This window comes from Sphingobium sp., from assembly GCF_041987595.1.
GTDB lineage: Bacteria > Pseudomonadota > Alphaproteobacteria > Sphingomonadales > Sphingomonadaceae > Sphingobium.
Window position 1 is genome coordinate 20,562 of sequence record NZ_JBHIWJ010000026.1, and the last position, 16,454, is coordinate 37,015.

Here is a 16,454-nt window from a genome sequence, read left to right on the forward strand (position 1 = left end):
GTTATCAGTCAAATAATGATACTTGCTATGGTCATAAGATTATTTTCGGTCATTTCACCGGACCACGCGTCGGCCACGACAGGCCGAACCCGCGCGGGAACAACGGATTGCGGGAGTCCGAAGGAAGGTCGGGCTTTTGCGCTGCGACCGCCTCCGCCGAACGCGGCAGTTCGAATGGCAGGCGGCCTTGCGGCGCGCCCCTGCCGGTAATGACATCCAGCAAGGCTGTGTCCTCGACCCCATAATCACCGATCAATGCGGAAACATGGGGCATGATCGACGTCAGGATCGCCGGCCGGTCCAGATAGACGCTGACGATCACGGGCTTGCCGACGCGTGCAGCGCGGGCGACGGCCTGCGCATCGGCATTGTCGGCCAGAAATTCGGGCATGCCTTCATGATGGCGCGCGCCGAAGAAGAAATTTTTATGCTGCGTAAAGGGCGTGCTGATCCGCAGGATCGATATGTCGGCATCTTCGGGACGATCGACCGGATCAAGGCCCGCCGCTCTGGCCGCCTCATCGGAAATCTTCGACAGCCAGACCTTGTACCGCCGCGTTGTGGACAATGGCAGGGTCGCCTGCTTGTTGACCAGCAGCGTCAGCGACCGCTTCTGCGCAGCCAGCCCGGCGGCACGCGCTTCGGGTGCGCCGACGATGCGCGATGCGTCTTCGGGACTGACATAGGCATTTTCAAACAGGCCAAGACGAAACATCAGCATCGCCAGACGTTCGACCGATCGATCCAGCCGTGCCGGCGTCACCTGCCCCGATTGTACCAGCCGGATCACGATGTCGGCATCGGTCACGCCACCGAACTGATCCACCCCGGCATCGATCGCTTTGGCGAAGCGCGCATCGGGGCTGAGCGTTTCGACACCCCACGGCATCCCCACCGCCTCATGATCCAATGTGCCCTCTTCGCAGGATCGATCGCAATTGTCGGTGATCTTCCAGTCCGACAGGACGATGCCGTCGAACCGGTATCGGCCGCGCAACAATGTCGTCAGCAGCGGCTTGTTGAAGCCTGCGCCAACCGGTTCGGCGGGCTTGCCCGCTATCGTGACATTGGCCGGCAATATGCCATAGGTCGGCATCACCCCCGCGGCATGGACGGCGAAACTCGGCAGGAACGGCGCGATATGCGTCGCCAGCGAAGCGTTGGAGGAGAAGCTGAGATGGCGTCCATAGGGATTATGCGCGTCCAGCCCGTCCGGTTCGGCGCCATAGCCTACCCAATGTTTGACCACCGACGCGACGCCCTGCGTCGTGACGCCGGATCGACCGCCCTGCATGCCCACGACATAGGCGGCCGCCAGACTGCCTACGATTTTGGGATCATCGCCGAATGTACCGTTGGTGCGTGGCCATTGCGGCTCGGTCGCCAGATCCGCCATCGGCGAAAGCGCCATGCGGATGCCCACGGCCCGATATTCGCGCGCCATGATGCGGGCGGCCTGCTCCATCAGCACGGTATCGCGGATCGCGCCGAAACCGGGAAATTCGGGCCAAAGCGAGAAGCGGCCCGCTTCCGAACTCAGGCCCAGCGCGGCATTGGCCTGGTTGCGCGGGTCGGAACTGATGACGATGGGGATGCCCAGCCGACTTTGCTCGGCGAGTTCCTGCACGCTGTTGGCGACCGTCGCCTGCTTGACCGGGTCGCCGCTCAACCGGCTGATGAAGAAGCGGATGTGCCGGTCCTTGATCAGCGGGGCGGTGGCGTTCAGATCCCATCCGCTGGTCAACTTGCCATCGACCGTGCGCGGCATCGCATGCATCAACAGCCCCGCCTTTTCCGGCAGCGTCATCCGTCCCACCAGATCGGTCGCGCGCGCTTGGGGCGACAGACGCCAATCCTCATAGGGGGTCAGCTGCCCATCGCCGTTCAGGTCGTGGAAACGCAGGCCTTTGACCGTGACGATGCCCTTGGCCCGATGCCCGATCACAGGCTGGCCCGTGGGCGTACCCGCCGTCAAAGGCTGGGCGATGGTGGTGCAGGACAGCAGACCCGCAAGGACGAGACGAGACTTCATCAATAGGGTCTTTCGTGCGAGAGGAGGTGCCGCCGCAGAGCGATCATGATGCCTGCGGCCGTCAATTGGGTGGCCGCCAGCATGGTGAATGTTACCCACAGGTCTTCGCCGAGCGACTGCGACCAACCGATGAGCAATGGTCCCAAAAAGCCGCCGACGCGGCTGAACGCCACTGCCGCCCCAGTGCCGGTGCCGCGCAGGGCCGGCTCATAGGACAGGGCGGTGAAATTGTTCATGACCGCCTGCGTGCCAAAGATGGTGAAGCCCGCGCCGGCGACCATGAGGGCCATCCAGCTATTGTCCAGCGCGAAGATCATGCCGATCATGACGATCGCGCTGCCAAAGAAGCCCCATGTCATGACGCGGGCGCGACCATAGCGGTCGGCCAGTCCACCGGCCACGCCGCCACCCACGATCTGCATCGCCATCAACAAGGTGCCATAGCCAAATGCGGACGAAAAAGCCGTGCCCTTCGCTACGAGCAGGCTGGGTAGCCAGCCGGATATGCCATGCAGGCAAACGAGGCTGAGCGCACTGGCCAGCCAGATGCAGATCGTGCGCACCCGGTAACTGGCGCTGAAAAGCGGTGCCAGCCCCGTCGCGCCATGGCTGGGTTCGGGCATGGTGAAATGCGCGGTCGCATCATAAATGGCCCGCCGGTCGGGGCGAATGGCGTTCAGATAGCAGCGGACCTGGTCCATCCGCCCCTGTTTGAGGATGCGGACCAGCGATTCCGGCAAGACCAGAAAGGCCAGCAGCGCAATGGGCAGGCCAATGCCGGCGACCATATAGAGCGCGCGCCACCCATAGGCAGGACCCAGCGTCATCGCCGCCACGCCCGCCGCTATGCCGCCGAGGGAGAAGGGCAACACGAAGCTGATCGTCGCGAACAGATTCGCCGAATGGCCCGGCGCCCATTCATTGACATAGACGAACACAAGCGGGGACAGCATCCCAAGGCTGATCCCCAGGACCAGCCGCACCGCGAGAAAACTGGTGAAATCGTTCACGATCGTCGCCATGGTCAGGCTGGCCAGTGCTAATATGATACATCCAACCGCAACCGCGGCCCGCCGCCCGATCCGGCGGGCCAGCGGTGCCTGAAGATAAGCGCCGATCGCCAGACCGGCGATACCTATCGACAGCATGAAGCCGATCTGTCGATCGCCCAGCCCCCATTCATGCCGAATATAGGGCGCGATATAGCCACCGTTGAAGAGGTCATAGCCATCGACGAACAGAACGCAGCCAAGGACCAGCGCGAGACGGATGTGAAACCACGACAGCTTCGCTCCACGCAGTTCCGCTTCAATGTCCATGCTCTGAAACTCTCCCATGTGCGATGCGCCCCGTTTCATTATGCTTTTCATCGGTTGGGCGCGCTGTTGCTTGACACTCGCCGTGATCCCAAGTCAAATAATGGAATTTGGCAAGGTGCAAAAGAATCTCGATGACATTGAACGCTCACCAACTTTCGTGCCTGTTGGCCATTGCGCGTACGGGATCGTTCAGCCGGGCTGCATTGGAACTCGGCCAGTCACAGCCCACGCTGTCCAACAACATAGCGTTGCTTGAACGTCGTCTGGGCGTCCGCGTCCTCGAACGCAGCAAGCGCGGGTCGGTGTTGACGCCCCATGGGGAGATACTCGTGCGGCGCGCAGAAGGCCTGCACACGATGCTGGAGGACGCGGAACTCGAAGTGCGCAACCTCGATGCGGCGATCAACGGGCCGCTTCGGATCGGTGCGACGCCCAGCGTACTGCCTGCGCTATTGTCGAGTACCCTGGTCCGTCTTCAGTCGGAGGGCCGGAACGATCTGATCGAAGTGATTGAAGATCTCGACCAGGCACTGGGACCCAAACTGCGGAATGGAGAACTCGATATCATCGTTGCCCCGGTGAACGAGCCTTTCACGCAAACGCCGGATATTATCGAGTACGAGCTATTGCGTGACCGTTTCTGCATTGCTGCCGGCCATCATAGTCGACTGGGCGCCCGGGATGCTGTTAACCTGGAAGAGCTTGTCGAGGACGCCTGGCTCCTTCCCCGCATCGGTAGCACCTACAGGAGACATATCGAATCCATGTTTCTTACAAGCGGCGTGGCTTGGCCCAAAAAGGCGCTCTATGTGAACTCTCTGCAATTACTCGAAGCGATGGTTGCGTCGAACGAATACATCACTTTCGTCTCACCCGTGCAATTGCGCCTGCCGCTTACTCAATTCAAAGTCATAAAGCTTGAAAACGGAAGCTATCGCAAGATCGGGTATAAGGTGAGAAAGGGCGTATCGTTATCAACACTAGGACTGCGCTTCATAGCCGCGTTGAAAAAATCCGGATTGCAGATGGAGAAGGACTTTGGATCTGCCGAGCTTAAAACTATGACGTAAATGAGTTCTAACGCCGATAGCCGCAGCGTCATGGCGGCGTGGAAGCGAACCGTTGCGATTATCGCTCGCATAAATGGCTCTTTCATGGGCAATGGCAATCCTCGGGATCGATGTTCGGCATCAGGACGGCTACGGACGGCCCAATCAGGCGTTGATTGTTGTCCGCTATCGAAATGATGGCGCTCCGAAGCGGGCGGTCGGTCCGAACAACAACCCCAACTACCCGAATGTGAAGAATCTTGCTGCCTTCAAGGGGCCGGTAATCCATTCGGTCGCCTGGAACCATTCGGCGGATATGAAGGGAAAGAAGGTGATGCTGGTGGGCACCGGCTGTTCTGGCGTGCAGGTCGCGACCGCCATCGCCGACAAAGTGGGCGAGTTGGTGATCGTCCAGCGTCAGCCAGAGCATATCATCCCCAACCCGCAGGCCCACGCACCAGTCGACGAAATCGAGCGGATCGCCATGGAACAGATCCCGTTCGTCGTGAACTGGAAGCGCCTCCAGAGCCTGGAAAGTCAGATGGGCGACATGCACGGCATGGTCATCGAGGATGAGGACTATGCCGCCAAGACTGGCGGGTTCGGGCCAATCAATGATGGCATGCGCATGTAGGGGCAAGTTAGGCTGCGAAAGCCGATGTTCATGGCTTGCCTAAAGGCTGACCGGCTTTGGTCGCAAGCGACCGGCTTGGGAAGACACCGAAACTGGGTCCGCTGTCGCCGACAGAGCTGCCGTTCCGGCCCCAGATCAATTCGTCGGAAGCAACCCTTCATTCATTGGCTGATGATGGCGGCCTCTGGCCGATAGCTGACTGTTCGGTTCGGAGTTGGGATTTGAGGAAAGCTGCCGTTCGCGAGGTGTCGGCTCCCGACCAGCGCCGGTCGCTAAAATCTATTACCCCGAGGAAGCCTTGGCGCGCGTTCAGACATGAAGGTGGACGCGCCCTACCACCCGCACACCCCCCTCAAACAGCGGCGGTCGTTGATGGCCGATTGGGCAGCATCGATCACAGCATCATTGAGATGCGCCCCACCCAGCACGGCGTCCTAACCTTCAGAGAGCTTACTCAGGATCGCAGCGGACTCTTTGATGAGAAATGCTACGTCTGGGCTCACATCCCCCTTACTCTCTCTGAAAGAGATCGCTCGGCGACGCACATCTTTCAACATATCTAAAAATAATGATTGCTGATCCTCATTCCACTTATCGAAGTGCCGCGCTGCAACGCCTACATATTCTCGACTCGTTTTAAATGGGTAATGCCTATTATTGTCGGCTAGCATTTGCTTGGAAAGACGATCGTTGGCCGCATAAAAAAGATCAAAGGCTTTGCTGCTGTCAGTTTCCGCAACGGCTTTCTTCATCTCGAACCTAGAATAATAGTTATCTATTCTCTTTAGCATCGGATTCTTTTTCTTCTTTTCCCTCTCGTAGGCGTTGTCAAATGCTCTCTGTGCCTCGCCAAGGTCATTATAAGAAGTGCTCGCAATACCGAGTTGTAGCCAGTAGTCCGAATTATTGACCGTATTGCCGACGGATCTGATTTTATTATAGTAGTCGATAATCATCCGGTGATTGCTATTTCCACTAAGCATTTGATCAACGGAGCGAAAGCGCATCAATTCAATGCGTAGGTCGGCAAGATGGGGATCGTAGTTTTCTCCCTCATATGCCGCCTTGTACATGGAGTGTAGGCAATCCACGATGTCGGTGTCGCTTACAAAAGCTTTAAGTATGTGCGAGCTAAGCAAACCCGATCGTGGCGCTAGCTCATCACCCCTTACGCTTATGAAGTTTACAAACTGCTCTTCATAGACCCGGAAAATCCTCCGTATTGAGTCTATCTTATAGAAATTTTGCCAATCATTTATCTCAAACTTGAATCCAAGTGCGTTTACTATGAATGCGCTTACGAAAACTAGTAGCGCCTTTCTATCTAACGTAATAGGTGTCAATAACCTCTTAATTTCAACTTGAACTTTCTCGGACTTTATTACTTCTAGGAGCGCTCGGTACAGAGATCCGTTCAGATCAGTACGCAACGAAGAAATCTTGCCGACCTTGCTAAGGCCAGCTCTCTCACCCCACAGGCCGGCAAAGTTTATTAGGTCGGCAAAATTTGCTAAGTCTGCCTCTTCAATGCGGTGCAAATGGCACTCAACGGACGGGCCGAAGCCCGCTGCGCTTTCTATAACGCCCGCAAGCAGATCGTGAGATATCGTCTTCTCTGTCAGGATCATCTTATGCGTGGGCTGCCGACGACTGGCGTACGCTTTGACCTCGTCTATGAACGATCCATAACCATCGAAAATAACACATACCGGTTTCTCGAGGTAGGCTAGTCTTTCTAAGTCCATAATGAGTTGAGGACCATGGCTCGCTATATACACTTCGTGTCCCGACCCGATGAGGCTTTTGGCTGCCAAAAGACAAGCGCAACTCTTTCCTGAAGCTAGCTCTCCGTGAATAAATAGGTCTCTACCTCTGCCAGCATTAATAAAGTTTAACGCTGACGACAGTTGCGACCGGGCGCCTAGATATTGAACGCCTTCAATTGGCTCTTCGGAAAGCAAGAACTCCCTCTCTGCGACCTGCCCGTAGACCAATTGCCGAAACACAGACGTAGCAGATGAGAATTCATGCGTGAAGTCATCGACGACAACCTGACGAAGCTCGTTGAAAACCGCATTAGTTACCGGAGTATAGGTATCAGATACCAATTTAAATCGCTCATAAAGATCGTCGAAGCCTCCAGTTCTTACCGCTCCGTATGATGAAAGTGTATCGATATCAACTTCATCGGTGTCGGGTGAAACGTATATAAGAGTGCGATTGCGCACGTCAGGATCGGAAAGGAGAATCTTGACGATATCAAGATCAGACATGCTATAGCCGAGAAAAACTATACTTCTTGAAGTCCTGATATCAACCAAGAATTGTCTCGCCCAAGGCGAGTTAGAGAACTCATTAATCGAATAGCTAGTGTCGGTTAGAACAGCATCTTCATCAAAAGATGAAGGCTTGATGGAGCCAATATATCCGTTGAGATGGCATATCGCGCCCCGTGGGGCCGAAATTGGATCATCGTCCAATGTGAAAGTTGATACGATAGCTTCTCCGCGACGGGACAATTCGATAGCGTCGTCGTAGTTAGTGGTATAAATTCGTTGCCACGGCGCACGATATATTGACTGCAAACGTGTATCGACCTCATTTACCGAGAGCGTTTTTTTCAACAGCGCAAGAATGTGATCGGGTCCAAGCTTTTTTATGGCGTGCTGCGCGATACGTTGCAGACTGTGACGACCTGGCGGGATATCGACTTCCCGGTGAAGTATGTCAGCTAGCGCCTTGCCGTTTGGGAGGGTGCTTTGATCCGCAGTCTTCGATAAGAACCCTACGCCCGAGCCAACGAACAGCATGGCCGTTCCATCGAGAACATGGCGAAGGGCCTCATCCGAACGGTTATCGTCATGCGCGTGAAATTGCATCAGCCACCCCCATTTCCTCGAAGCTAATTGGATTAGTGGCTGAGATCAATTGCACACGATACGTTGGCCGTTGAACGGGCAATCCTGTGGTCATGTCGGCAAGAGGACGTTCGCTTCCAAGCACGAGGAAATTGCAATCAACCGGCGACAAATGGCGCTTTACCGATCATCCGCTTCGACCAATACGATCGACCGCTTCCGGCGTGACCGGAGGTTCATCGGTGCGGACAGCAACGGCCGATTCTGGTCAAGCGCTGCCTGCTCGGATGCCAGTCAAACGAACGCCGTATTGCCAACATAGCTGCCGTTCTGGGTATCAAAAACGCTGCAAATTCCCATTCCGCCTCTGTCGGAAGCGCTTTCCCAGCCCACTTGGCATAGGCGAGCGCGTCTCCGTGCGTGACATGCACGACGGGATGATCGTCGATGCCATCCGTCGAACTGTCCGGCCCAATCGGATGCCTCCAGTCCGCGCCAGCCGCGAAACGCCGCCACTGGCTGGGATCAAACATGTCGACCGGGCCATTTGTTTTGAAGAATACGAGCGATCCGGCCCGAGCGTCCTCTTCCGCCATGCCGGGATAAAGCAAAAGATCCGAAACCTTCTCCGCCTCAGTTACATAGCCGGTCTGATCGACGAACAGCGCGAACTGCTGGTTCGTGACCGGGGCTTCGTCCATCCAGAAAGCGTCGACCTTCACTCGGCGCGCAGGCGCCTCTTCCGGATATTGGTGGTTCGATCCCATGGTGAATGCACCGCCGGGAATGAAACGCATCGCAGTCGGGTCGTCGCTCGGCATTCAGGTCGAGAGGTCCATTCTATCAGGGTGAAGCGGTTTTATGTGGCTCAGGATATCATACCACTGGTCCGCACTGCCTGCATCAGTTTCTCCAGATCGAACACCGGCTTATGTGGATCGAACGTCCCTTCAAGTTCCTGAACAAGATAGGTCGCCATGTCCGCGACATAGCGCACCTCAGCACGACAGGCGGCGCGAATCTGCGGCAGGACTGCCCGCGCGGGCTCTCCGATGCGGGTCAGAGCGTTCAATGCCTGCACGCGCACGGGAACAGTCTCCGTTTCACCAAGGAGATCGCCGAGTGTGGCGATGCCGTGACCCGGCTGCCCCGACGCGATCAATGCCTCCGCCGCGACGATACGGACCTGCTTGAGCGGATCGGCACGCATCACGTTCTCCAGCGCCGGTCTCGCCTTCTGCGCACCGTCCCCCAGCAGGAGCAGACCCATCGCGCCCCAATAGCGCACGACATCATTGGGGTCACCCAAAGCCCTCTCGAACAGGGCGATTTTCCGTTGGTCGCGGCGACCCGCAGCCTGAGCTAGCGCCATGATGCGTTTCAGAGGATAGGCTCCGGCAGCCCGGCTCGGCAGATAGCCTTCCAGCGGGGCTCCCTCCGGAATGAAGCCATTGTCGACAATACGCAGTATTTCAGTATCGAGGGCACGGCGCATCGCGGCGATCCGTCCCGAATGGTCCTGATTGGCGATCAGATTGTCAACTCCATCCGGATCGACCTGGAGATCGTAGAACTCCTCGTAAACGCGCGGTTGAAAGGCTTTCGCCTGAACAGGCGACAATTTGCCTTGCCGGTTGAGCGCATCCCAGTCCTGATAGCCGCGTGCGAGCCAGGCAAACGCCTGATTCTGTACCAGCGGCAGATGCGGCATGTAATTGCGGATGTAGCGGTAGCGGCCATCGGTTACGCTACGCACGAAGTCGGTGCGCTCATCCATTCGGTTGCGCATTCCGAATGCGTAGGTCTGGCGGACGACAGATGGCCCGAGAAAAGGCTTGCCCTGCATGGTCGCCGGTGCACGCGCACCAGCGATTGCGATGATAGTGGGGGCAAGGTCGACATAGCTGACGGGTGCCTCAAACGCACTCCCCGGTTTTGCCGGCGCAAGATGCGCCCATTTGGGCGGCAGGTAGACGACAAGGGCGCAGCGCAGCCCTTCGTCCGTGCAATAGCGTTTCGATCTCGGCAAGACGCCGCCATTGTCCGAATAATAGAAGATGATCGTATCGTCGGCCAGACCGGCATCGGCCAGCTCAGCGAGCTTTTCGCCAATCTGCCCATCCATTTTTTCGATGAGATTATAATAGCTGGCGCAATCCTGCCGGATGCCCGGTGTGTCGGGGAGATATGCTGGAACGCGCACATCCGCTGGCGACACTTTTCCGGCGGTCGGCTGGAAAATTGAGGATTCATGCGTAATGCCGAAGTTGAAGACCGAAAGGAAGGGTTTGCCTTCCGGGCGATTGCGCCAATGGGCATCCTTGCCATTGGCATCCCATATGGCGTTCGCGTCTATGTCGCAGTTGTAGTCGGTCTTTCCGCTATTCGTGCAGTAATAGCCGGCCGCCCGCATCACCTCCGGATATGTCTGCAGGATGCCCGCAGCTTTGCCGATAGCGCGCATCTGATTCGCCGGTGCGCAGCTTTGCGAATGGACCCCGGTCAGGATGGTGAAGCGTGTGGGCGAACAGACCGGTGCGTTGGAATAGGCATTGCGGAACAGCACACCTTCGCGTGCCAGCCGGTCGATATTGGGTGTATGAGCCAGTTTGTCACCGTAGGCGCCGATAAAGGGATTATTGTCTTCGCTGACAAGCCATAGGATATTGGGCCTTCTGCCTTGTGCAGGCAAGGCAGCACTCAAGCGTGATGTGGTAAGGGCAGCTGTAAGTCCCGCTGCGCCGCCTAATAGTCGGCGGCGCGAAACGGTATGGAGCGGTTCGTTAGGCATTTGGTCCTCTATCGACGCGGAGGGCGGCAGTAGAGCCTCTCCCGCCTCTCATGTGGGCTTGGGTCGACAACTTAGTCTTCGTCGAATTCATCGCTCTTGCTGAACGGCCCGCCATATTTGGTCAGCGGCAAGCCACCGTTGGCCTTGGCCTCCCTCGCCCACGCTGCCTTGAGCTTCTGGAGAAGCGCGGGATGGCTGGAGGCCACATCATGCGCCTCGGCAAAGTCGGTGTTCAGATCGAACAGGCGCCATTCGTCCTGTTCGAACGGCATTCCATTCCTGTGAATGGCTACCGCTTTCCAGTCACCGATCCGGATCGCCCGATTGCCGTCCAGTTCGAAATATTGCCGGGCACGACCGACTTTTGCGCTACGATCCAGAACACCGCGGAGAATGGATCGGCCTGCGACCGGCAGTTGCACAGCGCCATCGATCTTTTTCAAGAAACTGGTTCCAGCGGCATCGAGCAACGTCGGCGCCACGTCTATGACATCGACATGGCTGCTCCGGATTGCGCCGGGATCGCGAATTTTCGCGGGCCAGCTTATGATCAATGGCACGCGGGATCCACCTGCATAGGGCCAGCTCTTGTAGCGCCGGAATGGCGTGTTGCTGCTCATCGCCCATGGACGCTGATAGATTGGCTGGGTGGTCGGGCCGCCCAGTTCGTCCAGATGATCGCGCGCCTCCTCGAAGGTGGCCGTATCGAAATAGGCTTTGCGGAAGAAACCTTTGAGGCCGCCTTCTCCGGCGGCGCCGTTGTCAGACATGATGACGATCAGGCTGTTATCATATTGTCCGCTCCGCCGCAGATACTCAAACAGACGGCCGATATGTTCGTCGGTATGGGTCAAGAAGCCTGCATAGGCCGCCATAAAACGAGAATAGACCTGCTGCTGCTCGGCACTAAGCGTATTCCAGGCGGGATCGGATTTTGCGCGTGGCGGAAGGACGGTGTTCCGAGGGATTACGCCCATCGCCTTCATTCGTTCAAAACGCGCAGCGCGGACACTGTCCCACCCCTTTTCATATGTGCCGGCATAAGCATCGATGTAGGATTTCGGAACCTGAACGGGGGTATGGGTCGCCCCGAAGGCCAGATAGAGAAAGGCCGGTTTGCCGCTTGCCTCATTGGTCTTCAGATCGGCGATAGCATGATCGACCAGATCCTCAGTGACATGATAACCCGCCCGGACAGGCGTTGCTATCGGCGCGTTGTCCGCGATGAGTTTAGGAGCATATTGATCAGTCCAGCCGCCCAGAAACCCGTAATAATGCTGGAATCCGCGTTGGAGAGGCCAGGAAGCTTTGGCGCCGCCGGGATCGGCTGGACCACCGGGCCCACCCTCATAGGCCGGGCTGAGATGCCACTTGCCGACCGCGAATGTCGCATATCCCGTTTTGGCGAGGGCTGCGGGCAGCAACTCGACATTGGCGGGTAGTTCGCCCTTGTCTTTGCTCTGGTCCGCATGATCGGGCTTTAACAATCGGGACGGCAGTCGCGCCATCCTTACTGCCTGATTATTACGCCCCGTGAGCAAGGCTGCCCTCGTCGCGGAACATATGGCTTTGGTGTCGAAGCGATTATACCGTAAGCCAGCCTGGGCGAGCGCATCAATGTTCGGCGTCCGGATTTCAGACCCGTAAGAGCCGAAATCCGAAAAGCCCAAATCGTCCAGCAGAATGACGATGATATTAGGGCGCTGATCTCTTCTCATTTTGCCCGGCGTCCCGGCGATGGCAGCTGTCATGGGCTGGACCGCCAGGGCGCAACCCAGAACCGTTCCCATCCATCGCCGGATCAACGACCGGCGAGATGCGGCTTTCAAACGAACGTATCGCGTTCCCACCACCTTCTCCGTCAAAAGCTGTAGCCGAGGGTCGCACCGAAATAGCGGAATGCGCCCTTTGGAAGGAATGCCGTCAGATTGTTCGGCGTAACCGCCTGAGTGGTCAGCGTGCTGTTGTGACCCATGTTCGTGTAGTAGCGTTGATCGCCCAGGTTCTTAACCCAGAGCGAGGCGCTCAGGCCTGTCCCCGCAGGGCGGATACCGATACGGGCATCGACTGTGGTATAGGCATCCTGAATCAGGACTGGATCCTGCTCCAGCGAGAAGTTCACGTCGCTCTGGAAAGCGACATTGACTTCCGCATAGCCGACGAACCTTCCGATTTCCCGCTCATAGCGAGGGCTCAGCGTAATGCGCCACTCCGGCGTGTTAGGCATGATGCCGCCACGCACATTCTGATTAAAGCCAGAGACCACGCCGCCTGCCGACGTCGCCCGGAAGCAGCTGTTGATCGGGGGCGTCCCGCCGAAGCCAATGGTTGGCGCTGCCGCCTGGGTCTGCACCGGGCAGGCAATGCCATCGCTGTCAAACCGGGCATGGGTGTAAGCAGCTCCAAAACCGATTGAAAAATGATCATCCGGTCGCACGACACCTTCGATTTCAAAGCCCTTTGTTTGGGCTTTGCCAGCGTTCGTCGTAACGAAGAGAATGTTGCCCGTGACGGTGTCCGTCCGGTTCGCCTGCACCTGAAGATTCTTATAGTTCGACAGGAAGAAGGCGATGGAGAGCGACAATGTCTGGTCAGCGGTGCTGCCCTTGACTCCAAACTCATAGGCATTGACCGTCTCGGGTTCGATTACCGGATTGTTGTTGAACGTCTGCGTGAATTCAGTGCCGAAGCCCTGACCCTTATAGCCCTTGGTATAGGATCCGTAGATCTGGGCGTTGCGGCTGAACTCATATTGCAGCCCTGCCTTGCCGGTCACAGCGGTATCCTTGGCGGTTGCGCGGCCACTGGTTTGCGGGAAGCCCGCGAGGAAGCTATCGCCAGCAAATGGCGTCGTAGTCGCCTGATAGCCCTCCACCGAGATCGATTCATGCTGCACGCGCAAGCCACCGATCAGCTTCAGGCCGCCGATCAGGCGATAGTCGACCTGCCCAAATGCGGCATAATGCTCATTCTCAAGCTGCGCGTGATGCCGACCTGACCTGAACACTGGGGAAGGACAAACAGCGCCGACGACCAGCCCCTGATTGGCTGCGACCGTGGTGGGGCAGGTGGCAATCCGCCTTATGAAATCGCGGTCGAGGTCAAGGGTCGAATAATATCCGCCCACGACATAATTGAAACGATGCTCACCCGACGATGCAATGCGCAGTTCCTGTGAAAACTGCTTGAGATCGATCGGACCGCCGTTGACATCAAACTGCCCATAGGCCGCCCCCTCGCCATTGAGCCCGGCGAAAATCGGGCGTGGCGTGTAAAGCCCGTCCACATCGACATTATTGTTGAACTTGTATCTCTGATAGGCAGTGATCGAAGTGACGGTCGCACCGCCCAGCTTGTAATTGGCTTCGAGGGAATAGAGCTGCTGCGAGGTGACGCTGGTCGTGTCGAGGTTGGAGCCTACCTGCTCGTTTCGTGGTCCAGGAACCACTGGAGAAACGAGGCTGGTGAGATCGGGATTGTCAGATCGGATCAGCACCTGCTGGCAGCAGAAAGCGTTGTTCTTGTTGTAGGACGCTGTCGCAAGAAGGTTGAGGTCGCCGATGTCCCATTCGGCCTTGCCTCTGACACCCCAGGATTCATACCCGTTCGTTTTCCGATCAAGGACAATGTTACGAATATAACCATCGTCCTTGTTATAGAAGCCGGTCAAACGTACGCCCAGCGTATCCGTCACAGGCGATGAGACTGTGCCATTGAGGTGATACTCACCTTTCTCGGCGATCGTCGCATTGATCCGACCGGTCAGCTGCTTGGAAGGGCGCGCTGTCACAACGCTGATGACGCCGCCTGTCGCGTTCTTTCCGAAGAGTGTCCCCTGCGGCCCGCGAAGCACCTCGATCCGCTCGATGTCGGCGAGATCGGTAAAGCCCTGAGCCTGACGAGCAAAAACGACGCCGTCCAGAACCGCCGACACCGACGGTTCATTACCCTGGCCAAAGACAGCGGTGCCAATGCCACGAATGCGAAAGCTCGAATTACTGGGATTGTTGCCCTGTTGCCGCCGCCGACAAACCGGTGATTGCGCCTGTCCCGGATTGGGTAAAGCCAAATGCACTGCCCCCGTTACCCGACAAATCAGATGAATCACCGATCCGCCTTCTCCTTTCGGATCAGCAGGTCAAGATTGAGACGGGCCGGCAAACCGTTTATTCGGATGTAGCTCTACGTATTCATGGGCCGCTAGCGCCACGCCATGGCCGATACCGATGGCCGTGCGCTTGAACTGCTGGTCCATGGCGCTGATGTGCAGGATCGAGACGGCGCAGTGCCTTTGCTCAGGCAATCACGCCAGCGGCACCCCTTGGTCGAGCACGCCTACGCCGACAGCGCCTACAACAGCGATCGCGTCCGGGACGCTACCTCCATCACGACAGAGATCGTCCGGAAAATTGCCGACCAGACCGGGTTCGTCGTCCATCCCAGACGGTGGGTGGTCGAACGGACCTTCACATGGCTCAATCGAAATCGCCGCTTGGACAAGGACTTTCGAGCGAACCATCAAATCCGCAACTGCACTACTCTATGCCGCTGCTGACATCGTCCTCAGCAGGCGAATCGCTCGTCACGCATGAGATTCAAGACAGGCTCCGAGTCGGCATGACATGATGTCGTAAAGGCACATGAGTCGGTGCCTCCTCTTCTCCATCATCAGTTACGAGGATCTACTGTCCAGATGCGAATATTCTGCTTGGGGTGTTTTGTTTGACGCGTGCGCCAGAACAAACACGGGCTATTTAACTGGATTTTCAACCTTCATCGGCAACGCTGAGGCCATCGCTCCGTCGTCACAGAAGAATTGCCATGACCTTCCTCGCCTCGTCCAGTTTAGGCCCGTTCGCCAGCGCCTATCCCCTGTCGCCTGCGATGCTCCGGCACAGCCTCATGGATCAACCGCTCCTGTCAATCGAGGCGCTGGCGAAGGCGGCGCTCGAACTGCCATCGGAATATGTCGAACGCCGGATTTCGAACGCCGCCAATGGCGGCGATTTCGCGATGGACCGATCGGACGACGCCGATGCCGCAAGCGTCATTCGCGCCATCCATACAAGCGGCAACTGGGTCATGCTCCGCTTTGTCGAGCAATTGCCGGCCTATCGTACCTTGTTGGACGGTGTGATGGACGAGATCGGGCCTGCGATATTTCCAGCCACTGGTCAGGGCATGACGGTCAGAGGGTTTATCTTCATTTCGTCGCCAGGCACTTTGACGCCGTTTCATTTCGACTGCGAATATAATATCCTGTTTCAGATCGTGGGCGACAAACAGTTCGCGACCTACCCGCCTCTGCCGCCCTGGCTGCCTTTCGACCGGCATGAAGCCTATTATGGAGCGGGCGACAATATGCTGCCCTGGAACGACGCCTATGAGGCAGAGGCGAATATTCACCCGCTGCGGCCCGGCGACGCGCTCTTCATTCCTTATGCGTCGCCGCATTGGGTGAAGGCAGGCGCGGAGCCGACCATCTCGCTGTCGATAACCTGGCAAAGTGCATGGAGCCAGTCGGTCGGAGCCGCCATGCAGATCAATCCGCTGCTGCGCCGCTTCGGATTGCCGGCCAGGGACATGCCCGCATGGCCAAAGGCGCCGAAATGGCGGTCGCTGGGTTGCCGTGTCGCCCGCAGGGCGGGGCTGTTATGAGCCGTCTATCCCCGGCCAGCGCATTCCATGCGGGCAACAGGCATGAATGGCCGGTGGCAGGTGCCAGCCGGCCAACCGTTCGCATGCTGCGTTTCGCTGATCTGACCGCACTT

At 57.5% G+C, this 16,454-nt stretch carries 9 protein-coding genes and 2 pseudogenes; 4 read left to right on the forward strand and 7 right to left on the reverse strand.

Features of this window, described 5'->3' with window-relative positions:
* Positions 1 to 49: 49 nt before the first annotated feature.
* Positions 50 to 2,032: a glycoside hydrolase family 3 N-terminal domain-containing protein gene (locus tag ACFC3J_RS09115; RefSeq protein ID WP_375195861.1), complete on the reverse strand. Its 1,983-nt coding sequence runs from the start codon at positions 2,030 to 2,032 to the stop codon at positions 50 to 52.
* Complete coding sequence (locus ACFC3J_RS09120) at positions 2,032 to 3,351, reverse strand: MFS transporter (RefSeq protein ID WP_375195862.1); 1,320 nt, start codon at positions 3,349 to 3,351, stop codon at positions 2,032 to 2,034. Before ACFC3J_RS09120 ends, ACFC3J_RS09115 begins: the two co-directional genes overlap by 1 nt.
* Before the next feature lie 131 nt (positions 3,352 to 3,482).
* Between ACFC3J_RS09120 and ACFC3J_RS09125 the strand changes: the two genes are divergently transcribed.
* Positions 3,483 to 4,421 carry a LysR family transcriptional regulator gene (locus ACFC3J_RS09125; protein WP_375195863.1) on the forward strand — a complete coding sequence of 313 codons (939 nt, stop codon included), beginning with the start codon at positions 3,483 to 3,485 and terminating at the stop codon, positions 4,419 to 4,421.
* A 91-nt stretch (positions 4,422 to 4,512) separates the two neighbouring features.
* Complete coding sequence (locus ACFC3J_RS09130) at positions 4,513 to 5,034, forward strand: hypothetical protein (RefSeq protein ID WP_375195864.1); 522 nt, start codon at positions 4,513 to 4,515, stop codon at positions 5,032 to 5,034.
* 434 nt (positions 5,035 to 5,468) lie between these two features.
* On the opposite strand, the gene ACFC3J_RS09135 is transcribed toward ACFC3J_RS09130, so the two are convergent.
* The 5 genes and pseudogenes from ACFC3J_RS09135 to ACFC3J_RS09155 all read right to left on the reverse strand — a co-directional run bounded on the left by ACFC3J_RS09135 (position 5,469) and on the right by ACFC3J_RS09155 (position 14,791).
* Positions 5,469 to 7,913, reverse strand: coding sequence for an SIR2 family protein (locus tag ACFC3J_RS09135; protein ID WP_375195865.1), 2,445 nt, complete (start codon positions 7,911 to 7,913; stop codon positions 5,469 to 5,471).
* A 323-nt stretch (positions 7,914 to 8,236) separates the two neighbouring features.
* Positions 8,237 to 8,689: pseudogene (locus ACFC3J_RS09140) on the reverse strand (SUMF1/EgtB/PvdO family nonheme iron enzyme); the annotation flags it as partial.
* A gap of 71 nt (positions 8,690 to 8,760) precedes the next feature.
* Positions 8,761 to 10,596: a sulfatase-like hydrolase/transferase gene (locus ACFC3J_RS09145; protein ID WP_375195866.1), complete on the reverse strand. Its 1,836-nt coding sequence runs from the start codon at positions 10,594 to 10,596 to the stop codon at positions 8,761 to 8,763.
* A gap of 158 nt (positions 10,597 to 10,754) precedes the next feature.
* Positions 10,755 to 12,473, reverse strand: coding sequence for an arylsulfatase (locus ACFC3J_RS09150; RefSeq protein ID WP_375195867.1), 1,719 nt, complete (start codon positions 12,471 to 12,473; stop codon positions 10,755 to 10,757).
* Between the two features lie 71 nt (positions 12,474 to 12,544).
* A complete protein-coding gene (locus ACFC3J_RS09155; RefSeq protein WP_375195868.1) occupies positions 12,545 to 14,791 on the reverse strand; it encodes a TonB-dependent receptor in 2,247 nt (748 codons plus the stop codon).
* Positions 14,792 to 14,887: 96 nt separating this feature from the next.
* On the opposite strand from ACFC3J_RS09155, the pseudogene ACFC3J_RS09160 reads away from it, so the two are divergent.
* Together ACFC3J_RS09160 and ACFC3J_RS09165 are read left to right on the forward strand one after the other, a co-directional pair.
* Positions 14,888 to 15,275 (forward strand): annotated as a pseudogene (locus ACFC3J_RS09160) (transposase); the annotation flags it as partial.
* 229 nt (positions 15,276 to 15,504) lie between these two features.
* Complete coding sequence (locus ACFC3J_RS09165) at positions 15,505 to 16,341, forward strand: transcription factor jumonji, JmjC (RefSeq protein ID WP_375195869.1); 837 nt, start codon at positions 15,505 to 15,507, stop codon at positions 16,339 to 16,341.
* The last annotated feature ends 113 nt before the right edge of the window (positions 16,342 to 16,454 follow it).